Annotated in this window: 19 protein-coding genes; 7 read left to right on the forward strand and 12 right to left on the reverse strand. The window is 70.4% G+C overall.

Annotated elements, in window-relative coordinates:
• Positions 1–41: 41 nt before the first annotated feature.
• On the forward strand, positions 42–1040 hold the full coding sequence (gene rpoA / locus NFC98_RS01295) for a DNA-directed RNA polymerase subunit alpha (RefSeq protein WP_254276419.1): 999 nt from the start codon (positions 42–44) through the stop codon (positions 1038–1040).
• A 39-nt stretch (positions 1041–1079) separates the two neighbouring features.
• On the forward strand, positions 1080–1472 hold the full coding sequence (rplQ, locus tag NFC98_RS01300) for a 50S ribosomal protein L17 (protein ID WP_183332902.1): 393 nt from the start codon (positions 1080–1082) through the stop codon (positions 1470–1472).
• Between the two features lie 60 nt (positions 1473–1532).
• Here rplQ and uvrA read toward each other — a convergent pair whose 3' ends face one another.
• Positions 1533–4385 (reverse strand): excinuclease ABC subunit UvrA, encoded by a 2853-nt coding sequence (uvrA, locus tag NFC98_RS01305; protein ID WP_254276420.1) that lies wholly within the window; start codon positions 4383–4385, stop codon positions 1533–1535.
• A gap of 162 nt (positions 4386–4547) precedes the next feature.
• On the opposite strand from uvrA, the gene NFC98_RS01310 reads away from it, so the two are divergent.
• The 4 genes from NFC98_RS01310 to NFC98_RS01325 all read left to right on the forward strand — a co-directional run bounded on the left by NFC98_RS01310 (position 4548) and on the right by NFC98_RS01325 (position 8345).
• A complete protein-coding gene (locus tag NFC98_RS01310) occupies positions 4548–5939 on the forward strand; it encodes an MFS transporter (protein WP_254276421.1) in 1392 nt (463 codons plus the stop codon).
• A gap of 84 nt (positions 5940–6023) precedes the next feature.
• Entirely contained in the window at positions 6024–6647 is a 624-nt protein-coding gene (gene ssb / locus NFC98_RS01315; protein WP_302055087.1) for a single-stranded DNA-binding protein, read from the forward strand.
• Between the two features lie 46 nt (positions 6648–6693).
• Positions 6694–7587 (forward strand): sugar nucleotide-binding protein, encoded by an 894-nt coding sequence (locus tag NFC98_RS01320; protein ID WP_254276422.1) that lies wholly within the window; start codon positions 6694–6696, stop codon positions 7585–7587.
• Positions 7584–8345, forward strand: a complete 762-nt coding sequence (locus tag NFC98_RS01325) for a 1-acyl-sn-glycerol-3-phosphate acyltransferase (protein WP_254276423.1) — start codon at positions 7584–7586, stop codon at positions 8343–8345. Before NFC98_RS01320 ends, NFC98_RS01325 begins: the two co-directional genes overlap by 4 nt.
• 73 nt (positions 8346–8418) lie before the next feature.
• On the opposite strand, the gene fabB is transcribed toward NFC98_RS01325, so the two are convergent.
• The 11 genes from fabB to NFC98_RS01380 form a co-directional block, all read right to left on the reverse strand.
• On the reverse strand, positions 8419–9636 hold the full coding sequence (gene fabB / locus NFC98_RS01330) for a beta-ketoacyl-ACP synthase I (RefSeq protein WP_254276424.1): 1218 nt from the start codon (positions 9634–9636) through the stop codon (positions 8419–8421).
• Positions 9637–9649: 13 nt separating this feature from the next.
• A complete protein-coding gene (fabA, locus tag NFC98_RS01335) occupies positions 9650–10165 on the reverse strand; it encodes a 3-hydroxyacyl-[acyl-carrier-protein] dehydratase FabA (RefSeq protein ID WP_183332890.1) in 516 nt (171 codons plus the stop codon).
• 162 nt (positions 10166–10327) lie between these two features.
• Positions 10328–10870, reverse strand: coding sequence for a DUF2878 family protein (locus NFC98_RS01340; RefSeq protein ID WP_254276425.1), 543 nt, complete (start codon positions 10868–10870; stop codon positions 10328–10330).
• A gap of 11 nt (positions 10871–10881) precedes the next feature.
• Complete coding sequence (locus NFC98_RS01345) at positions 10882–12096, reverse strand: cyclopropane-fatty-acyl-phospholipid synthase family protein (protein ID WP_254277756.1); 1215 nt, start codon at positions 12094–12096, stop codon at positions 10882–10884.
• A 53-nt stretch (positions 12097–12149) separates the two neighbouring features.
• Positions 12150–12929 carry a DUF1365 domain-containing protein gene (locus NFC98_RS01350; RefSeq protein ID WP_254276426.1) on the reverse strand — a complete coding sequence of 260 codons (780 nt, stop codon included), beginning with the start codon at positions 12927–12929 and terminating at the stop codon, positions 12150–12152.
• Complete coding sequence (locus tag NFC98_RS01355; RefSeq protein WP_254276427.1) at positions 12926–14284, reverse strand: NAD(P)/FAD-dependent oxidoreductase; 1359 nt, start codon at positions 14282–14284, stop codon at positions 12926–12928. Before NFC98_RS01355 ends, NFC98_RS01350 begins: the two co-directional genes overlap by 4 nt.
• The gene (locus NFC98_RS01360) at positions 14281–15075 is read right to left on the reverse strand and encodes an SDR family oxidoreductase (protein ID WP_254276428.1); all 795 of its coding nucleotides are present in this window, start codon (positions 15073–15075) and stop codon (positions 14281–14283) included. The genes NFC98_RS01355 and NFC98_RS01360 overlap by 4 nt, the downstream gene beginning before the upstream one ends.
• A 62-nt stretch (positions 15076–15137) precedes the next feature.
• On the reverse strand, positions 15138–15578 hold the full coding sequence (locus tag NFC98_RS01365; RefSeq protein ID WP_254276429.1) for a nuclear transport factor 2 family protein: 441 nt from the start codon (positions 15576–15578) through the stop codon (positions 15138–15140).
• 29 nt (positions 15579–15607) lie between these two features.
• On the reverse strand, positions 15608–17023 hold the full coding sequence (gene phrB, locus NFC98_RS01370) for a deoxyribodipyrimidine photo-lyase (RefSeq protein ID WP_254276430.1): 1416 nt from the start codon (positions 17021–17023) through the stop codon (positions 15608–15610).
• 12 nt (positions 17024–17035) lie between these two features.
• On the reverse strand, positions 17036–17950 hold the full coding sequence (locus tag NFC98_RS01375) for a MerR family transcriptional regulator (RefSeq protein ID WP_254276431.1): 915 nt from the start codon (positions 17948–17950) through the stop codon (positions 17036–17038).
• 164 nt (positions 17951–18114) lie between these two features.
• On the reverse strand, positions 18115–19164 hold the full coding sequence (locus tag NFC98_RS01380) for an NAD(P)/FAD-dependent oxidoreductase (RefSeq protein WP_254276432.1): 1050 nt from the start codon (positions 19162–19164) through the stop codon (positions 18115–18117).
• A gap of 86 nt (positions 19165–19250) precedes the next feature.
• Here NFC98_RS01380 and NFC98_RS01385 point away from each other — a divergent pair, with 86 nt between their 5' ends.
• Entirely contained in the window at positions 19251–20156 is a 906-nt protein-coding gene (locus NFC98_RS01385) for a TIGR01777 family oxidoreductase (RefSeq protein WP_254276433.1), read from the forward strand.
• Positions 20157–20195: the final 39 nt, after the last annotated feature.

Genomic DNA, 20195 nt, shown 5'->3' on the forward strand with positions numbered 1-20195 from the left:
AGAGTACCGAGTATCCGTTTGGCAGCCTGAAAGGTGTTCATATGCAGCGTTCAGTGACAGAGTTTCTTCGCCCCCGCGACATCAAGGTCGAAGAGATCAGCGCACATCACGCGAAGATCGTGCTCGAGCCCTTCGAGCGTGGCTTCGGCCACACCCTGGGCAACGCACTGCGTCGCATCCTGCTCTCGTCCATGCCCGGCTGTGCCGTGGTGGAGGCCGAGATCGCCGGTGTCGATCACGAGTACAGCGCGATCGAGGGCGTCCAGGAAGATGTCATCGAGATCCTCCTGAACCTCAAGGACGTGGCGATCAAGATGCATAGCCGCGACGAGGCGGTGCTCTCGCTGAACAAGCAGGGCCCGGCCGTCGTGACCGCGGGTGACGTCGCTCTCGACCACGACGTCGAGATCGTCAACCCCGATCACGTCATCGCCCACGTCAACGAAGGCGCCGAGCTGAAGATGCAGCTCAAGGTGGCTCGTGGCCGCGGCTATGAGCCGGCGGATGCTCGTGTCGGCGCCGACGACGAGTCGCGTGCCATCGGTCGCCTGCAGCTGGATGCGACCTTCAGCCCCGTGCGTCGGGTTTCCTACAGCGTCGAGGCTGCGCGTGTCGAACAGCGCACCGACCTCGACAAGCTGATCATAAACCTGGAAACCGACGGCACCCTGGATCCGGAAGAGGCGATCCGTCGCAGCGCGACCATCCTGCAGGAGCAGCTGGCCGCGTTCGTCGACCTGGAAGCCGACAAGGAGCAGGAAGTGGAGGAGGAAGAGGATCATATCGATCCCATCCTGCTGCGCCCCGTAGACGATCTCGAGTTGACCGTTCGCAGCGCCAACTGCCTGAAGGCCGAGAATATCTACTACATCGGGGATCTGATCCAGCGCACCGAGGTGGAGCTGCTGAAGACCCCCAACCTCGGCAAGAAGTCCCTGAACGAGATCAAGGACGTTCTGGCAGCGCGCGGTCTTTCCCTTGGCATGCGGCTGGAGAACTGGCCGCCGGCAAGCCTGAAGGACGACAAGGCCTCCGCGTGAGAGCCGACTCGAGTCCCAGTTTGGTAAGGAATCACACCCATGCGTCATCGTAAGAGTGGTCGTCACCTCAACCGTACGAGCTCGCACCGCCAGGCCATGTTCAAGAACATGAGCGTGTCGCTGATCGAGCACGAAGTCATCAAGACTACCCTGCCCAAGGCCAAGGAGCTGCGTCGCGTCATCGAGCCGCTCATCACCCTGGCCAAGCAGGACAGCGTCGCCAACCGTCGTCTGGCCTTCAGCCGTACCCGCTCGAAGGAAGCGGTCGGCAAGCTCTTCAACGAGCTGGGTCCGCGTTACGTCGAGCGTCCGGGCGGTTACGTCCGTATCCTCAAGTGCGGCTTCCGCACCGGCGACAACGCGCCCATGGCCTACGTCGAGCTCGTCGATCGTCCGATCGTCGAGGCCGAGGAAGCTGCCGCCGAGGAGTGATCCTCGACCGGCTTTCCGCCAAGGCACGCCCAACCGGCCCCTCTCGAGGGGCCGGTTTTTTTATGCCGGTACGGTGGGGGTGGCGCGTGCCCGCTCCAGCAGCGGCCGGAGGAAGCGGCCGGTATGGGAGGCCTCCATCGCCGCTACCTGCTCCGGGGTGCCCTCGGCGATGATCCGTCCGCCGCCGGAGCCGCCCTCGGGGCCGAGGTCGACCAGCCAGTCGGCGGTCTTGATCACGTCCAGGTTGTGCTCGATCACCACGATGGTGTTGCCGTGATCGCGCAGGCGGTGCAGCACGGTGAGCAGCTGGCGGATGTCCTCGAAGTGCAGCCCGGTGGTGGGTTCGTCGAGGATGTAGAGGGTCTTGCCGGTGTCGCGCTTGGCCAGCTCGCGGGCCAGCTTGACGCGCTGCGCCTCGCCACCGGAGAGGGTGGTGGCGCTCTGGCCCAGGCGGATGTAGGAGAGCCCGACATCGAGCAGGGTCTGCAGGCGGCGGGCGATGGCCGGTACCGGGCTGAAGAATTCCAGCGCCTCCTCCACGGTCATCCCCAGCACCTCGTCGATGGTCCTGCCCTTGTACTGGATCTCCAGGGTCTCGCGGTTGTAGCGCTTGCCCTTGCAGACGTCGCAGGGCACGTAGATGTCCGGCAGGAAGTGCATCTCCACCTTGATCATCCCCTCGCCCTGGCATGCCTCGCAGCGCCCGCCCTTGACGTTGAAGGAGAAGCGCCCCGGCTTGTAGCCCCGGGAGCGCGCCTCCTGGGTGCCGGCGAAGAGCTCGCGGATCGGCGTGAAGATGCCGGTGTAGGTGGCCGGGTTGGAGCGCGGGGTGCGCCCGATCGGGCTCTGGTCGATGTCGATGACCTTGTCGAGCTGCTCCAGCCCCTCGATGCCGTCATGGGGGGCCGGGGTCAGGCTGGTGGCGTGGTTCAGCTCCCGGGCGGCGATGGGCATCAGCGTCGAATTGATCAGCGTGGACTTGCCGGAGCCGGAGACCCCGGTCACGCAGATGAACAGGCCCAGCGGCAGCTCGAGGGTCACGTCCTGCAGGTTGTTGCCGCGGGCGCCGGTCAGGCGCAGCACCTTCTCCGGGTTGCCGGGGATGCGCCAGGGCGGGACCTCGATGCGCCGGGTGCCGGAGAGGTACTGGCCGGTGAGGGACTCGGGGGTCGCCATCACCTCCTCGGGGGTGCCCTGGGCGACCACCCGGCCGCCGTGGACGCCGGCCCCGGGGCCGATGTCGAGCACGTGGTCGGCGGCGCGGATGGCGTCCTCGTCGTGCTCCACCACGATCACCGTGTTGCCCAGGCCGCGCAGGTGCTCGAGGGTCTTGAGCAGGCGGTCATTGTCGCGCTGGTGCAGGCCGATGGAGGGCTCGTCGAGGATGTACATCACGCCCACCAGGCCGGCGCCGATCTGGCTGGCGAGCCGGATGCGCTGGGCCTCGCCGCCGGAGAGGGTCTCGGCGCTGCGTTCCAGGGTCAGGTAGTCGAGGCCGACGTTGACCAGGAACTCCAGCCGGGCGTGGATCTCGTTGATGATCTTCACGGCGATCTCGCCGCGGCGTCCCGGCAGCTCCAGGGCCTTGAAGTAGGCCCAGGCCTCGCCGATGGGCAGGTGGACGAGGGCCGGCAGCGGGCGGTCGTCGATGAAGACGTGTCGCGACTCCTTGCGCAGACGGCTGCCGTCGCACGCCGGGCAGGCGTGGGTGGCGATATAGCGGGCCAGCTCCTCGCGCACCATGTTGGACTCGGTCTCGCGATAGCGGCGCTGCATGTTGGGCAGCACGCCCTCGAAGGGGTGCTGGCGGGTCACCTTGCGGCCGCGGTCGTTGACGTAGTGGAAGCCGATCTCGTCGCTGCCGCTGCCGTGCAGGATGATCTCGCGCTCGTGGCGGGCCAGCTCCTGCCAGGGGGTCTCGAGGGTGAAGCGGTAGTGGTCGGCCACCGCCTGCAGCTGGTTGAAGTAGTAGACGCTGCGGCGATCCCACCCCTTGATCACCCCCTCGGCCAGGGACAGCGCCGGGTGGCTGATCAGCTTGTCCGGATCGAAGAACTGCTGGACACCCAGGCCATCGCAGCTGGGGCAGGCGCCGGCCGGGTTGTTGAAGGAGAACATTCGCGGTTCGAGCTCGGCGATGGAGTAGCCGCACACCGGGCAGGCGAACCGCGCCGAGAAGGCGATGTCCTCCTGCTCGCCGTCCATGAAGTGGACCATGGCGATGCCGTCGGCCAGGTTGAGGGCGGTCTCGAACGATTCCGCCAGGCGCTGGGCCAGCCCCTCGCGCACCTTGATGCGGTCCACCACCACGCTGATGTCGTGCTTGCGGTTCTTGTCCAGCGGGGCGATGTCGTCGAGCTCGAGCACCTGGCCGTCGACCATGGCGCGCACGAAGCCCTGGGCGCGCAGTTCGGCGAGCAGCTGCAGGTGCTCGCCCTTGCGGCCCTTGACCACCGGGGCCAGCAGCATCAGCTTGCTGCCCTCGGGAAGGGCCAGCACCTGGTCGACCATCTGGGAGACGGTCTGGGCCTCGAGGTCCTCGCCATGCTCGGGGCAGCGCGGGGTGCCGGCTCGGGCGTAGAGCAGGCGCAGGTAGTCGTAGATCTCGGTGATGGTGCCCACGGTGGAGCGGGGGTTGTGGGAGGTGGACTTCTGCTCGATGGAGATCGCCGGCGACAGCCCCTCGATATGGTCGACGTCGGGCTTCTCCATCATCGACAGGAACTGCCGGGCATAGGTGGAGAGCGATTCCACGTAGCGGCGCTGGCCCTCGGCGTAGAGGGTATCGAAGGCCAGCGACGACTTGCCGGAGCCGGATAGCCCGGTCACCACGATCAGCTTGTCGCGGGGCAGCTCGACATCGATGTTCTTCAGGTTGTGGGTGCGGGCACCCCTGACCAGAATCCTGTCCATTCCCACCTCGAGCGCGCGGCAAAAGCTCGATTATACGGGTCCGCTCCCGGCGGCGGCAAAGCGCCCGCCGGGGCACGGCTTTCCCTGGGCGGTGGCGAGCCGCTAGAATATGCGATCCACCCAAGGGTGCGTCGCGCCCGTCCATGGAATACCGTACTCCCTATGCGCAAGGTCTCTGGACTGCTCCTCGCCACCGAGCGACGCGCCATCACCGGGCTCGCCGGGCTCTATGCCACCCGCATGCTGGGCCTGTTCATGGTGCTGCCGGTCCTGGCCCTCTATGCCGACGACCTGGCCGGCGCCACTCCGCTGCTGGTGGGGCTGGCGCTGGGCGTCTACGGGCTGACCCAGGCCGTGCTGCAGATTCCCTTCGGCGCGCTCTCCGACCGCCTCGGCCGCAAGCCGGTGATCGCCGCGGGGCTGCTGCTGTTCCTGGCGGGCAGCGTGGTGGCCGCCAGCGCCGAGAGCATCGGCGGGGTGATCCTCGGGCGCTGCCTGCAGGGCAGCGGGGCGGTGGCCGCGGCCATCATGGCGCTGCTTGCCGACCAGACCCGCGAGCAGGTTCGCACCGCGGCCATGGCCACCATCGGGCTCTCCATCGGCGTGGCCTTCGCCGTGGCCATGGTGCTCGGGCCCTGGCTGGCCGCCGCCTTCGGCCTCTCGGCGGTATTCTGGTTCACCGCGTTGCTGGCCGGCGCCGGGCTCGTGGTACTGTGGAAGCTGGTGCCGCCGGCGCCGCGTCGGCTGCAGCATCGCGACGTGGGCATCGACCGGGCGCAGCTCGGTGCCACCCTGGGCCGCCGTGACCTGCTGCGCCTGGACCTGTCGATCTTCGCCCTCCACCTGATCCTGATGGCGATCTTCGTGGCGGTGCCGTTTCGGCTGCTCGAGGCGGGGGTCGCCGTGGAGCGCCACGGGCTCACCTATCTGGGCATCATGCTGCTGGCCTTCGCCGCCATGGTGCCGCTGGTGATCCTGGCCGAGAAGCGCCGGCAGATGAAGGCGATGTGCCTCTCGGCGATTGCCGCCATCACCCTCAGCCTGGGTGGGCTGGCCGGCCTGGGCAGCGGGCTGTGGAGCCTGTTCGGCTGGCTGCTGCTGTTTTTCGTCGCCTTCAATCTGCTGGAGGCGACACTGCCGTCGATGCTCAGCAAGCTGGCGCCGGCGGGGGCCAAGGGCACGGCGATGGGGGTCTACTCCACCGGGCAGTTCCTGGGCGCCTTCCTGGGCGGCGTGCTGGGCGGCTTCCTGGCCCAGCAGTGGGGGCTGTCGGCGGTGTTCCTCGGCTGCGCCCTGTTCGGCCTGGTGTGGCTGGCACTGATGGCCGGCATGGCCTCGCCGCCGCACCTGGCCAGCGAGGTGGTGGCCCTCGACGGCGACCACCACGGCGATGCTCTGGACAGCCTGATGGCCCGCTTCGCCGAGGTGGCCGGGGTCGAGGACGTGCTGGTGGTGCCCGAGGAGCGGCTCGCCTACCTCAAGGTGGATCGCCAGCGCCTCGACGAGGAGGCCCTGGCGCGATTGATCGACACGGGAAACAATCGCGGCGCCTGAGCGCGCCGCCATGAGACAGGGCGCCCCCGGCGCCACCTGGCAGGCCTGGCCTGCACACCCATTCATGACAGCAAGGAGTCCATCATGGCCCGCGGCGTCAACAAGGTCATTCTCATCGGCAACCTCGGGCAGGATCCCGAGGTGCGCTTTCTGCCCTCCGGTGCCCCGGTCGCCAACCTGCGCCTGGCCACCACCGACACCTGGATGGACCGCCAGAGCGGCCAGCGCCAGGAGCGCACCGAGTGGCACACCCTGGTGATGTTCAACAAGCTGGCCGAGATCGCTCAGCAGTACCTCAAGAAGGGCTCGCGCATCTACGTCGAGGGTCGCCTCCAGACCCGCAAGTGGCAGGGGCAGGACGGCCAGGACCGCTTCAGCACCGAGATCGTCGTCAACGACATGCAGATGCTCGACTCACGCAGCGGCGGCGACTTCCAGGGCGGAGGTGCGTCCCAGGGCGGCGGCTATGGCGGCCAGCCCCAGGGTGGCTACGGCAATGCGCCCCAGCAGGGAGGCGGCCTCGGCGGTGGCCAGGCCCCGCAGGGGGGGGGCTTCGGCGGTCAGCCGCAGCGCCCGACCCCGCAGCAGCCGCCGGCCCAGGGGCAGCAGCAGCCGGGGCAGCAGCCGGGACGCCCCCAGCAGGGTGGCAACTATGGCGCCCCGGACCCCGGCAGCTTCGACGACTTCGACGACGAGATCCCGTTCTGACGCGCCGTCGCATCGTCGACGCCAGTCGGCTGCGGAAGGAGGTTGAGTGAAGCTGCTGATACTGGATGCCGGCCACTGCCTGAGCCTTGCGCTGGCCCGGGAGGCCAACCGGCGTACCGACACCGAGCTGGTCATCGAGGAGGGGCTCGAGCTGTCCTCCGAGCGGCTGGAGGCGCTGGCCCCGGATGCCCTGGTGATTCCGCCGCTGGCGCGGCCGATCCGTGCCACGCCGGCGGCGGTGACCGCCCATGCCGAGGCGGTGGAGCGCTGCATGGAGGCCTGTCGCGCCGCCGGGGTGCCCCTGGTCTGGTGCGTCTCCGACCAGCTCTACGAGGATGGCTTCGCCGAGCCCATCGACGAGCACGTCATCCCGCGCCCCCGCGACGAGAGCCTGCGCCGCCTGGTGGCCACCGGCGACCGCATCCGTGCCGAGTGCCCGCAGCACCTGATCGTCCGCCTGGGCCCGCTGTTTGCCCTGGAGGGCAGTCACGCCTGGCTGGGCGAGCTGATCGATACCCTGGTGATGGGCGAGGAGCTGCGCGGCGAGTCGGACGTGACCTGCTGCCCCACCTCGGCGGACGCCGTGGCCATGGCGCTCATCGGCATGCTCCAGCAGCAGTACTGCGGCGCCGGCTCCTGGGGCAGCTACCACCTGGCCGGCACCGAGCCGATCAGCGTCTACACCTTCATCTCCGTGGTCCGCACCCAGCTGGCCACGCGGCTTGAGGGGCGCGGGGACCACCGTGAGCTGGGCAGCGTGAAGGCGCTGCACCACCACCACGACCATCCCCTGCGCCGGGTGCTCAACTGTCGCCGCGTGCTCGAGGTGTTCGGCGTGCACCAGAAGCCCTGGCGGCTGGAGGTGGGCCGGATGCTCGATGCCTGGTGCCAGGCCAACGAGGCCTGCCGGCCCGAGAGGGAGGACGAGACACGCCCATGAATGTCCTGCGCAGCCTGCTCTTCTATGCCGGCTACTTCATGGCCATGCTGGTCTGCGGCGTGCTGTTCGTGCCGGTGGCGCCATTGCTGCCGCTGCGCCACCGCTACCGGCTGCTCAATCTCTACAACCACTTCATCATCGCGTGGTTCCGCTGGACCTGCGGCGTGCGCTACGAGGTCCGGGGGCTCGAGCGACTGCCGCCCGGCCCCTGCGTGATCCTGGCCAACCACCAGTGCGAGTGGGAGACCGTCTACCTGCAGCTGCTCAAGCCGCCGGTGTGTACCGTGCTCAAGCAGGAACTGCTGCGGATTCCGCTGTTCGGCTGGGGGCTGCGCCTGCTGCACCCCATCGCCCTGGATCGCTCCCGGCCGGCCCGGGCCATGAAACAGGTGCTCACCCAGGGCAAGTCCCGCCTCGAGGAGGGGCTCTCGGTGCTGATCTTCCCCGAGGGCACCCGGGTCGCACCCGGCCATCGCCGCCGCTACAACAAGAGCGGGGCGGTGATTGCCTGCCGCGCCGGAGTGCCGGTGCTGCCGGTGGCCCACAATGCCGGCGAACGCTGGCCGGGGCGGCACTGGGTCAAGAATCCGGGGCGCCTGTCGCTGGTCGTGGGCGAGCCCATACAGACGGAGGGGCGCTCGCCGGAGGAAGTGCTGGTCGATGTGGAGGCCTGGATCGAGTCCCGGCTGGCCGAGATCTCCGAGGTGCCGCGCCCGGTGACGGCTGTACCGCCGGCCACCGAGAAGCCCCAGGCCTGACGCTGGTTCACCCCGCAACGCAAGAGGCGCCCACCTGGGGCGCCTCTTGCGTTGCGGCTTTCAGTGCGACGGGTCAGTCGCGGAACTTCTCCAGCACCAGGCAGGCGTTGGTGCCGCCGAAGCCGAAGCTGTTGGAGAGCACGCGCTCGACCTTCACGCCGTCGCGACGCTGGGTAACGATATCGAAGCCGTCGGCCTGCTCGTCGAGGGTCTCGACGTTGGCCGAGGCGGCGATGAAGTCGTTCTCCATCATCAGCAGCGAGTAGATCGCCTCCTGCACGCCGGTGGCGCCCAGGGAGTGGCCGGTCAGTGACTTGGTGGAGCTCATGGCCGGGGTGGTGTTGCCGAACACCTCGCGGATCGCCTTGAGCTCGGCCACGTCGCCCACCGGCGTGGAGGTGCCGTGGGTGTTGATGTAGTCGATCTTGCCGTCCACCGTGGCCATGGCCTGGCGCATGCAGCGCACCGCGCCCTCCCCGGAGGGGGCGACCATGTCGTGGCCGTCCGAGGTAGCGCCGTAGCCCACCACCTCCGCGTAGATCTTCGCGCCGCGTGCCCTGGCGTGCTCCAGCTCCTCGAGCACCAGCATGCCGCCGCCGCCGGCGATGACGAAGCCGTCGCGGGCCTGGTCATAGGGGCGGGAGGCCTTCTCGGGGGTGTCGTTGTAGTGGGTGGAGAGCGCCCCCATGGCGTCGAACAGGCAGGAGAGGGTCCAGTGCTCCTCCTCGCCGCCGCCGGCGAAGACCACGTCCTGCTTGCCCATCTGGATCTGCTCCATGGCGTTGCCGATGCAGTGGGCGGAGGTGGCGCAGGCCGAGGAGATCGAGTAGTTGACCCCCTTGATCTTGAACGGCGTGGCCAGGCAGGCGGAGACGGTGCTGCCCATGGTGCGGGTCACCCGGTAGGGCCCGACGCGGCGCAGGCCCTTCTCGCGCATCACGTCGGCGGCTTCCACCTGGTTGGCGCTGGAGGCACCGCCGGAGCCGGCGATCAGGCCGGTGCGCTCGCTGGAGACCATCTCCGGGGCCAGGCCCGAGTCCTCGATGGCCTGGGCCATGGAGACATAGGCGTAGGCGGCGGCATCGCCCATGAAGCGCCGCAGCTTGCGGTCGATCAGCGCATCCAGGTCGATGTCCACCGAGCCGGCTACCTGGCTGCGGAAGCCCCGCTCGGCGTACTCCTCCTTGAAGCGAATGCCGGAGCGCCCTTCCCTGAGCGCCTCGAGAACCTGCTGCCGGTCGTTGCCCAGGCAGGACACGATGCCCAGGCCAGTGACTACCACTCGTCGCATGGGAGCCTCCTGATCAGAAATTCGCGGTGGAGGTGAACAGGCCGACGCGCAGGTCATTGGCCTGGTAGATATCACGGCCGTCGACGGACACGGTGCCGTCGGCGATGCCCAGGATCAGGCGCCGGGTGATGATGCGCTTGATGTTGATCCGGTAGGTGACCTTCTTGGCGTCGGGAAGGATCTGGCCGGTGAACTTGACCTCACCGCAGCCCAGCGCCCGGCCACGGCCCGGGTGACCGAGCCAGCCGAGGTAGAAGCCCACCAGCTGCCACATGGCGTCCAGGCCCAGGCAGCCGGGCATTACCGGGTCGCCGGGGAAGTGGCACTCGAAGAACCACAGGTCGGGGTGGATATCCAGCTCGGCGATCAGCTCGCCCTTGCCGTTGTCACCGCCGTCCTCGTAGATGCGCGTGATGCGATCGAGCATCAGCATGTTGGGAGCCGGCAGCTGGGCGTTGCCGGGGCCGAACAGCTCGCCGCGCGAGCAGGCCAGCAGTTCTTCGCGATCAAAGGAGTGTTGCTTGGTCACTGGGTCATTCCGAGAGTCGAAGTTGTTGTTCGTCCCGGGCGGCAGCGGTCGCTGCCGCCGGACGACTTCGCCTAGTCTACTGTTCGCGAACGGTGAATGCACGCCGGGCGGGGTGTCGCATTGACTCGGGCGGCTTGGCAGCGGGCGCTGATACGGCAGAGATCATCTGACCGTCACCCGGCCGACGGCAGCGGCCGGCAGGCGGCCGAGGCGTCGGCATAGCACCAGGCAGATCAGTGCCCAGGCCAGCGACTGCACCGGCAGCAGCCAGGGGGCGAGATCGACGCCGGCCAGGTGGGCGCCGGCCAGGTAGGAGGAGGGCCCGCTGGTGGCGCCCCCCAGCACCGCCAGCCAGGGGCGCTGCCAGAGCCAGGCCAGGGAGTGGTGGAGCAGGGTGGCGAACAGCGGCCAGAGCAGCCACAGCCAGAGCGGCAGCACCCCGAGGGCCAGCGGTGCGTCGCCGAAGTCGAAGCCGCCGGCCAGTGCCAGGCCGCCGTCGACCAGCAGGCCCAGGCCGGCGAAGCCGGCCAGCCAGCGCCACTCCCCGGGCCTCGCCTGCCAGCGCAGGTGCAGGGCCAGGATGGCGGCGGCGGCCAGCGCCCCGATCAGCGAGCCGCCCAGCACGCAGGCGAACCAGCCTGCCTGGAAGGCGGCCAGGTTGGCCAGCAGGCGACGAGTGTCGGGATCGCGCAGTGCCCGGAACATGGCGGTGCGCCTCACACCACGCCGGAGAGCGGCGCGGGGCGTGCGCCGGGCTTGGCCAGCAGCAGGTGGCAGGTGCCGATGGTGCGCTCCAGGAAGCCTCCCTCGCAGTAGCAGAGGTAGTAGCGCCACATGCGGATGAAACGCTCGTCGTAGCCCAGGCCGCGCACCGTCTCCAGGCTCGCCTCGAAGCGGTGGCGCCACTCGCGCAGGGTCCGCGCGTAGTGCAGGCCGATCTCGTCCAGGGCCACCACGTTGAGCGAGGTACGCCGGGTGAGCCCGCGCAGGATGGCCTGGTGGGAGGGCAGGAAGCCGCCCGGGAAGATGTAGCGCTTGATGAAGTCCATCTCACGCTTGGCGGCCTCGAAGCGCTGGTCGCGGATGGTGATCGCCTGCAGCATCGCCTGGCCGTCATCGGTCAGCAGCCGGTCGAGGGTGGCCAGGTAGGTGTCCAGGTACTGGTGGCCCACCGCCTCGATCATCTCCACCGAGATCAGTCGGTCGTAGCGGCCCTCCAGCTCCCGGTAGTCCTGCTTCAGCAGGGTGATGCGGTCGCCCAGCCCCTCCTCCTCGATGCGCCGCGCGGTGTGGGCGTACTGCTCCTCGGAGATGGTGGTGGTGGTGACCCGGCAGCCGCGGGTCTTCGCCGCGTGTATCGCCAGCCCGCCCCAGCCGGTGCCGATCTCCAGCAGGTGGTGCTCGGCGCGCACGTCGAGTCGGTCCAGCATGATATCCAGCTTGAAGGTGGAGGCCTCCTCCAGGCTCGCCTCGGCGTGGGGGAAGACCGCGCTGGAGTACATCCAGTGCCGCTGGTCCAGGAAGGTCGCGAAGAGGTCGTTGCCGATGTCGTAGTGGGCCGAGATGTTGCGCCGCGAGCCCCTGAGGCTGTTGCGCTGCAGGCGGTAGAGGCCGGCCAGCAGCCAGCGCCCCAGCCGCGCCGGGCCGTTCTCCAGCTCGCCGTTGACCCGTTCGAGGTTGGCGGCCATCAGGCGCACCAGCGCCACCAGGTCGTCGGCGTCCCAGTCGCCGTCCATGTAGGCCTCGGCGGCGCCCACGGTGCCGCCGAGCGCCACGCGCTTCCAGACGCGGCTGTTGCGCACCACCAGGGTGACCGTCAGCGGGCCGCCCTGGCCCAGCCGGTGCCGGCGGTGCCCCTCGATCAGGGTGATCTGGCCGCCCTCCAGCCGTTCGAGCTGGGACAGCAGCCGGGGGCGGACCCAGCGGGTCATCCGGTCGGCATCATCCGACAGGGGGCGGGTGGTGCTAGCAGAGCGCAGGGTGTTCACGACGAACTCTCCTTACGGGATCTCGGGGCGGGGCCGGGGTGGTCGTGGATCGGCACGCGCTTGAGCCACAGGCGCAGCGCCTCGAAGTGGATGCCGGCCAGGGTCTTCAGGCTCATCCACGGTTGGCGGGCCAGGGTGCCCACCAGGGCGCCGCGGGTGGCCGGGCGGGCCGTCAGGGTCAGGGTGGCGTCGAAGTGCCGCTCGCCCGCCTGCCAGGTCTCCATGTGCATCATCAGCCGCTCGCCGGGGGTGTTGAAGCGCCAGCGGTAGGTCATGTCCATGGGGTTGAAGGGCGAGACATGCATGGCCTTGTCGAACTCGGCCACATGGGTATGGCGCTCCGGCGCCACGGCACAGGCATAGCAGGCCCGCTCGCCCCAGGGGGTGTTGGTCACCTCGCCGAGCACGGCGCGCAGCTCGCCTTCGGCATCGAAGGCGTAGTAGAGGGAGACCGGATTGAAGCCCACGCCGAGGGTGCGCAGCTGGGTCAGCACGCAGATGCGTCCCTCCGGGACGAAGCCGAGCCGGCGGGTGAGCTCCTCGCGAACCGCCTGCTTCAGCGGCCGGTCGTGGGGGGCCAGGTAGTCCTCGCGCCGGAAACGCGCCAGGGCGGGGCGCCGGGCGCTGAAGCCGGGCACCCGGTCGAACAGCTCGGGCAGCTCGTCGAGGTCGAGCCAGGCCATCCACACCCCGTAGGTGAAGGCGTGGGAGCGCGGCACGAAGCGGCGGTGGGCCAGGCTGCCGCGATAGATCCGCGAGCGGGGGGCCACGATCATGCCGGGACGTCCTCGTCGGCGACCACGCCGGCGGTGGCCGGCTCGGCCGGGGCGCCCTCCTCGTCGCAGCCCAGCGCCCGGGCGACGCGCAGCGCGCTCCACACCCCGTCCTCATGGAAGCCGTTGCGCCAGTAGGCGCCGCAGTAGTGGGTGCGCCGCTCCGGCCCGGAGATCTCGCCGTGGCGCGCCTTGGCCGCCTCGCCGGCCAGGGTGAACTGGGGGTGGGCATAGGTATAGCGGCCGAGCACCTTCTCCGGGGCGATGGCGTCGCTGTCGTTGAGGGTCACGCAGAAGGTGTGCGGAGACTCGATGCGCTGCAGGATGTTCATGTCGTAGGTCACCGAGACCCTCGAGGCCTCGTCGCGGCCATCGAGGCGGTAGTTCCAGCTCGCCCAGGCGCGACGGCGACGCGGCAGCAGCCGGGTGTCGGTATGCAGCACCACCTCGTTGTCCTGGTAGGGCAGGGCGCCGAGCACCTCGCGCTCCGCCGCCGTGGGGTCCTCGAGCAGCGCCAGCGCCTGGTCGGCGTGGCAGGCCAGCACCACCTGGTCGAAGGCCTCGACGCCGGCATCGCTTCGCACCTCGACCCGGTCGGCATGGCGGCGGATGCCGTGGACCGGGGTGGCCAGCCGGATGCGTCCGGCATAGGGCGCGGTCAGCGCCGGGATGTAGCTGCGCGAGCCGCCGACCAGGGTGTGCCACTGGGGCCGGTCGTTGACCGAGAGCAGGCCGTGGTGACGGAAGAAGCGCACGAAGAACAGCAGCGGGAAGTCGCGCAGGTCGCGGATGCTGGCCGACCAGATCGCCGCCCCCATGGGCAGCAGGTAGTGGCGCTGGAAGTCGGCGCCGAAGCCGTTGGCATCCAGCCAGGCGCCCAGGGTCATGGCCGGGTCGAGCCTGCCGTCCTCCAGCGCCCGGGTGGCCTCGCGGTTGAAGCGCAGGATGTCGCGCAGCAGGCGGTGGAAGCTCGGGCGCAGCAGGTTGCGACGCTGGGCGAACAGGCTCGCCAGGGTATGGCCGTTGTACTCGAAGTCGCGGGCCGTCTCGTGGACCGAGAAGCTCATCTCGGTGGGCTGGGTTGCCACCCCGAGGCGCGCCAGCAGCCGCTGGAAGTGGGGGTAGGTCCAGTCGTTGAAGACGATGAAGCCGGTATCGATGGCGTAGTGGCGACCCTCGAGCTCCACGTCCACGGTGGCGGTGTGGCCGCCGAGGCGCGACTCCGCCTCGAACAGGGTGACCCGGTAGCGGCCGGAGAGATACCAGGCGGCGGCCATGCCGCCGATGCCGCTGCCGATCACGGCGATGCGGGGGGCGGCGCCGCCCCGAGGGGGCGGCGGCGAGAAGGGGGCGGTCATGGCGTGGCCTCCGGGGCGGGCTGTTGCCGGGTCATGCGCAGGCCCAGCCGGAAGCGCAGGGCCGGGGGCAGGATGCCCATCAGCTTCACCAGCAGGGTGAAGCGGCGCGGGAAGTGGATGTCCAGGCGGCGCCTGGCGAGGCCGCGGAGGATCGCCTCGGCGGCGGCGTCGGCGCTGATGCGCAGGGGCATGGCGAAGTCGTTGCGGTCGGTGAGCGGTGTCTCGACGAAGCCCGGGTGGATCAGGCTGACGTCGATGCCCTCGGCGTGCAGGTCCAGACGCAGCGACTCCATGAAGTGGCTGAGCGCCGCCTTGGAGGCGCCGTAGGCCTCGGCGCGCGGCAGCGGCACGTAGGCCGCGGCGCTGGAGGTGGCCGCGATCAGCGGCCGGCCGCCCTCGGCCCGGGCCCGCCGCAGCAGCGGCAGGGCCGCCTCGACGCCGTGCAGGGCGCCGAAGAAGTTGGGAGCGAAGACTCGCTCCACCAGGGCCATGTCGAAGTCGCGGGCGTCCAGGTACTCGCAGGTGCCGGCATTGAGGATCACCAGGTCCAGCCCGCCGAAGGCCTCGGCGAGCCGCTCCCCGGCGCGCTGCACCGCCGCGCGGTCGGCCACGTCCAGCGGCAGCGTCAGGGCGTTGTCGTGGCCCTCTGCCAGTTCGGCCAGCGCCGACTCGCTGCGGGCGGAGAGCGCCACCCGGTGGCCCTGCGCCAGCAGGCGCAGGGCCAGGGCGCGGCCGATGCCCGAGGTGGCGCCGGTCAGCCAGATGCGTTGGGTGTCGCGCGATGCGGTCATGCGGCCTCCTGTGGGGGTGGGGCGCTCCCGGCCCGCCGGGCTGTCGTCGAATCGGTCGGGCGTTATACGTCCAGCTGTCGCTTCACCAGCCGTATCGCCCCGCCCAGCAGCGGCAGGCGCTCGTAGAGCATGGCGCCGGCGTCGAAGTAGTCGCGGTGGCGGGCCACCTTGCCGCTGCCGTCGGCGGCGAACTGCAGGTGGGAACACCCCGGCACCTCGATTTCCCGGCCCCGGTCGAGGCGCGGATGGACAAGCTGCATGGTCCAGGTGACGAAGGCGTCCTGCCCGCTGCGCTGCCCGTGGTGGAAGGTGAAACGACACGATGTCACGTTTTCGTACAGGGTCGAGAAGTAGGCCTCAAGCGCCCTGGCGCCCTCCACCCGGTGCAGCGGGTCGGTGAAGACAACGTCGTCAGTATAGAACTCGTGAAGCTTTCTTGTACAGCTCTTGTCCAGCTTATTGAAGAAGGCGCAGAAGGCCTCCAGCTCCGGGTCCCGGTGCATGGGCGGTTCCTCCGGTCGGTGTGGCGGGGTCAGTCCCGCGCCAGGGCCTTGAAGGCGTCGAGGGCGCGCTGGCGGGCCGCCCGGTGGTCGACGATGGGCGGCGGGTAGTCGATGCCACCCGCCAGATCGTGGGGCGGGGCATGGCGTGCCTTCGCCGGCAGGGCGGCGAGCTCGGGCAGCCATTCGGCGATGAAGCGGCCATCGGGGTCGAAGCGAGTCGACTGGGTGGTCGGGTTGAAGATGCGGAAGTAGGGGGCCGCGTCGGTGCCGGTGGAGGCGGCCCACTGCCAGCCGCCGTTGTTGGCGCAGAACTCGCCGTCCACCAGGTGGCGCAGGAAGAAGGCCTCGCCGCGCTGCCAGTCGATCAGCAGGTGCTTGCTGAGGAACATGGCGGTGATCATGCGCAGGCGGTTGTGCATCCACCCGGTGGCGACCAGCTGGCGCATGGCCGCGTCGACGATGGGGTAGCCGGTACGCCCCTCGCACCAGGCCGCGAAGCCCACCTCGTCGTCGCGCCAGGCCAGCGCCTCGGTGTGGGCCTGGAAGGCACGATGGCGGCAGACCCGGGGGAAGCCGAAGGCCACATGGCGGTAGAACTCCCGCCACACCAGCTCGTTCACCCAGGCGGTGAGGCCTGCATCGCCCTCGGCCAGGCGGCCGTCGTTCTCGGCCAGCACCGCCTGCAGGCACTGGCGGTGGGAGATCATGCCCAGCGCCAGGTAGGGCGAGAGCTCGCTGGTGCCGCGGATCGCCGGGAGATCCCGCTGCGCGGCGTAGTGGCGACCGCGGAAGCGCAGGAAGCGCTCCAGGCGGTCGGCGGCAGGACCCTCGCCGGCGGGCCACTGGCGACCGTCGATGGGCGTCTCCTCCCCCTCGGGGAGCTCGGGCAGCGGGTCGGACACGATCGGCAGCGGCGCCTGGGGCGCGGGCGAGTCGCTCAGCGCCAGGCGCTCGGGGGTGAGCCGGCGGTGCCAGGCCCTGGCGAAGGGGGTGAACACGCCGTAGTAGTCGCCCTTGCCGGTGAGCAGCTCCCCGGGGGCGAAGGCCACGGCGTCATGGTGGCCGGTGGCGGCGAGGCCGGCCGCGTCGAAGGCCTCGACCACGGCGCGGTCGCGGCGCACCTCGTCCAGCGGGTACTCGTGGTTGAAGTGCAGGACCTCGGCACCGGTCTCCCGGGCCAGGGCCAGCAGCGCGTCGGGGGCCTCGGCGAAGTCGTCGATGTCGCGATGCAGCAGCGGGATGTTGAGGCCCTCGAGGCCCTCCTTCAGGGCGGCCAGGCCGCGGGCCCGGAAGTCCAGCTGGTTGGCGCCGTGGCCGTGGCGGCGCCAGTGGGGCAGGGCGCGCAGATGGACGGCCACCACCGGCCCCTGCCGGGCGGCGGCCGCCAGGGCACGATGGTCGGCGAGGCGCAGGTCGTTGCGAAACCAGACGAGGGAGAGGGGCATGGCGGCTCCTGGTCAGGCGCTGGGCACGAGGGTCTGCAGCCGGCCCACGGCCTGGCCCAGGTCGTCGCCCAGCACCTCGACCCGGGTCTCGGCCAGTTCCGCGGCGCGAATCCGCGCCACCGGGCCGCACAGGCCCACCGGAACGGCGAGCTGCTCGGCCAGGCGCGGCAGCTGGCGCCGCACCAGGTCGGCCTTGCCGGCCTGGCCGCCGGCCAGCAGCAGCGCGCCGGCGCGGAAGTGCTCGATGGCCAGGGGCAGTTCGCCGAAAGGCAGCGGGGCGTCGAACAGCTGCACCCGGTAGCCGCGATCGCTGGCGGCGAGCGCCGCCAGCAGCCCCCACAGCGGGCCGGCGTCGTCGGGCAGCGGCACCACTAGCAGGGTGGAGCCGGCCGATTGCGCATTGGCATGGAACAGCCGGGTGCCGATGCGGGTGCGCAGGAAGGCCTCCAGGCTGCGGCGCTGCAGGGTATCGCCGAGGCGGTCCCCCCAGCGCTCCTCCAGCTCGCGGATCACCGGCTCCCAGAGCTCGCCGATGCACACCGGCACCGGATAGAGGGCCAGCGACTGGCTGAACAGGGTCTCCAGGCGGTTCTGGTCCAGCGACTCCACCGCGGCGACCAGCTGGGCGCGCTGGCTCGGCCAGTCGCTGGCATCGGGGGGCGGCGCCTCGCTCGCCTCGGGGCGGTCGAGCAGCTCGCGGACCTGGCTCACCGGCACGCCGCGGTTGAGCCACTGGAGGATCTGCTCCACCCGCTCGATGTCCTCGCGGGCGTAGAGGCGATGCCCCTTGGGCGTGCGCTGGGGCTTGATCAGCCCGTAGCGACGCTCCCAGGCCCGCAGCGTCACCGAATTGACGCCGGTGAGCCGCGACACCTCGCGGATCGGGTAGAGCGGCGTTTCGCCGGTGTGGGGTGCCTGCTCGCTCATGAGACTCGGGACTCCCCGGCCGGTGCGACGGGCCTCGTCGCCGGGGCCGCGTGAAGGCGTTCGAAGGGGGTTCGCCCGCGGGGGGCGCTGGCGCCACGGGCCCGCGGGACCGGGGCGTAAGGGGGGTGGGCGTCGCTCATGGGAGTCTCCCGTCGCAGAAGGTATCAGGAGGCGTCGGCCAGCAGGGCCTCGCCGAGGTGATGGCCCGAGAGCCAGGCATCCTCGACCCGGGGGCCCCGCCAGCCGTCGCCGCACAGCGCCAGGCCGCTGGCGGAGCGGCGGTAGTCGAGGTTGACCGGCTCGCCGCCGGCAAAGACATCCGGCTGGGCGTAGCGCCAGCGGTGGGCCCCCAGCTCGCGGGGCTCGGGCAGCGCGAGGCCGCCGGGCAGGGCGCGCTGGAAGGCGTCGAAGAGCGCCTCCGCCGCCGTCTCGGGGCTGTCCTCCAGGCGCGCTTCGCTCCAGTCGAGGTGGGCCAGCAGGCTCAGGCTCTCGCCCTGGTCGGCGCGGCCGGGCTTGCGATGGTTGCGGGTCACGAAGCGCAGCGGGCCGCCGCCATGGCCGGGGGAGAACCGCACCGCCTGCCAGTCGTCGTCCACCCCGGGCAGCGTCGGCAGCGGTTCATCGAACAGTGCCCAGGCGGTCCAGCAGGGGCGCTGGATCACCGCCTCGCAGGCCGCGGCCAGGGAGGCGTCGTGGGCGGCGACCAGCGCATGGGCCTGGGGCGTCGGGGCGCTGATCACCACATGCGCAAAGGGGCCGTGGCGCTCACCGTGCTGGTCGACCAGCCACCACCGGCCGGCATTGCCTTCCAGGTGCTCGATGCGGGTCTCGGCGATGATCGTCAGCCCCTCGGCCAGGTGGCGGGTCACGGCGCTCATGCGCGGGCTGCCGATGAAGCGTTCCCGGTCGTCCCGGTGGCGCTGCCAGCCCGCGGCCTCGGCGGACCACAGCGACTCCGGCCAGCGGCTGGCGCAGCCGGCCTGGCGCCAGGCCTCGACCTGGCGGCCGAACGCGGGATCGCGCACGCTGAAGAACTGGGCGCCGAGGTCGACCACGGCATCGGGCAGGCGCCGGCTGGACATCCGTCCTCCCGCGCCGCGGGCCTTCTCCAGGAGGGTGACCGGCAGGCCCGCCTCGTGGAGGACCCGCGCGCAGGCCAGTCCGGCGATGCCGGCCCCGATGATGGCGGTGTCGAGGTTGGGTCGGGATGTCATGGCGGACTCACGCTGGGGGTTTTCAGCTAGACTAGCAGAAGTGTACAACAGCTGTATAACTCATGGCAGACAGGAAGGAGGTTGCGATGCGCGTGCTGATCACCGGGGGGAGCGGGTTTGTCGGCCAGCGGCTGTGCCAGAGCCTCGCCGAGGCCGGTCACCGGCTGCTGGTGGTGTCCCGTGATCCCGAGGCGGTGAGGGGGCGGCTGCCCCGCGGGGCCGATATCCGCCGCTCGGTGCTGGACTTCGTCGACACGCCGCCGGACGCCATCGTCAACCTGGCCGGGGAGTCGATCGCCGCCAGGCGCTGGAGCGACGAGCAGAAGGAGCGCCTGATCGACTCACGGGTCAACATCACCCGCGACCTGGTGATGCTCTGCGAGCAGCTCAGGTCCGCCGGCGGGCGGGCACCCCGGGTGATGGTCTCGGCCTCGGCGATGGGCTACTACGGCGACCAGGGCAGTCGCGAGGTGGGCGAGCAGACCCCGCCCCACGACGAGTTTGCCCATCGCCTCTGCAAGCGCTGGGAGGACACCGCGCGGGAGGCGGCCGACTTCGGCACCCGGGTGGCGATCCTGCGCATCGGCCTGGTGCTGGACGCCGGCGGCGGCAGCCTGCAGAAGATGCTGCCGCCCTTCAAGCTGGGCCTGGGCGGGCGCTTCGGCAGCGGCGAGCAGTTCATGCCCTGGATCCACCGCGAGGACCTGGTGCGGGCGATCCTCTTCCTGCTCGACAACGACGAGCTCGAGGGCCCCTTCAACGGCAGCGCCCCCCATCCGGTCACCAATGCCGAGTTCACCCGCACGCTGGCGAAGCAGCTGGGGCGCCCGGCCTTCTTTCCGGTGCCGGCCATCGTGCTGGAGACCGCCTTCGGCGAGATGTCGCGGCTGCTGCTCACCGGCGCCGACATGCGCCCGAAGCGCCTCCAGGAGGCCGGCTTCCGGTTCGAGTACGAGACCCTGGAGGCCGCCCTGGCGGATATTCTGGGCTGAAAGTCAAGCGGCCAAGGGGCGCCGGGGACAGGCCGTAGA

This window comes from Halomonas sp. 3H, assembly GCF_024206005.1.
Taxonomy (GTDB): Bacteria; Pseudomonadota; Gammaproteobacteria; order Pseudomonadales; family Halomonadaceae; genus Halomonas; species Halomonas campaniensis.

What these genes read in the sequence shown, in the direction of transcription:
- fabB (WP_254276424.1), bottom strand. Translation starts at nt 9,636, where the DNA reads ATGCGACGAGTGGTAGTCACTGGCCTGGGCATCGTGTCCTGCCTGGGC.
- NFC98_RS01350 (WP_254276426.1), bottom strand. Translation starts at nt 12,929, where the DNA reads ATGATCGTGGCCCCCCGCTCGCGGATCTATCGCGGCAGCCTGGCCCAC.
- NFC98_RS01360 (WP_254276428.1), bottom strand. Translation starts at nt 15,075, where the DNA reads ATGACCGCATCGCGCGACACCCAACGCATCTGGCTGACCGGCGCCACC.
- NFC98_RS01365 (WP_254276429.1), bottom strand. Translation starts at nt 15,578, where the DNA reads ATGCACCGGGACCCGGAGCTGGAGGCCTTCTGCGCCTTCTTCAATAAG.
- NFC98_RS01355 (WP_254276427.1), bottom strand. Translation starts at nt 14,284, where the DNA reads ATGACCGCCCCCTTCTCGCCGCCGCCCCCTCGGGGCGGCGCCGCCCCC.
- NFC98_RS01375 (WP_254276431.1), bottom strand. Translation starts at nt 17,950, where the DNA reads ATGAGCGAGCAGGCACCCCACACCGGCGAAACGCCGCTCTACCCGATC.
- NFC98_RS01345 (WP_254277756.1), bottom strand. Translation starts at nt 12,096, where the DNA reads ATGACCCGCTGGGTCCGCCCCCGGCTGCTGTCCCAGCTCGAACGGCTG.
- phrB (WP_254276430.1), bottom strand. Translation starts at nt 17,023, where the DNA reads ATGCCCCTCTCCCTCGTCTGGTTTCGCAACGACCTGCGCCTCGCCGAC.
- NFC98_RS01340 (WP_254276425.1), bottom strand. Translation starts at nt 10,870, where the DNA reads ATGTTCCGGGCACTGCGCGATCCCGACACTCGTCGCCTGCTGGCCAAC.
- rpoA (WP_254276419.1), top strand. Translation starts at nt 42, where the DNA reads ATGCAGCGTTCAGTGACAGAGTTTCTTCGCCCCCGCGACATCAAGGTC.
- rplQ (WP_183332902.1), top strand. Translation starts at nt 1,080, where the DNA reads ATGCGTCATCGTAAGAGTGGTCGTCACCTCAACCGTACGAGCTCGCAC.
- NFC98_RS01380 (WP_254276432.1), bottom strand. Translation starts at nt 19,164, where the DNA reads ATGACATCCCGACCCAACCTCGACACCGCCATCATCGGGGCCGGCATC.
- NFC98_RS01310 (WP_254276421.1), top strand. Translation starts at nt 4,548, where the DNA reads ATGCGCAAGGTCTCTGGACTGCTCCTCGCCACCGAGCGACGCGCCATC.
- ssb (WP_302055087.1), top strand. Translation starts at nt 6,024, where the DNA reads ATGGCCCGCGGCGTCAACAAGGTCATTCTCATCGGCAACCTCGGGCAG.
- NFC98_RS01325 (WP_254276423.1), top strand. Translation starts at nt 7,584, where the DNA reads ATGAATGTCCTGCGCAGCCTGCTCTTCTATGCCGGCTACTTCATGGCC.
- NFC98_RS01385 (WP_254276433.1), top strand. Translation starts at nt 19,251, where the DNA reads ATGCGCGTGCTGATCACCGGGGGGAGCGGGTTTGTCGGCCAGCGGCTG.
- uvrA (WP_254276420.1), bottom strand. Translation starts at nt 4,385, where the DNA reads ATGGACAGGATTCTGGTCAGGGGTGCCCGCACCCACAACCTGAAGAAC.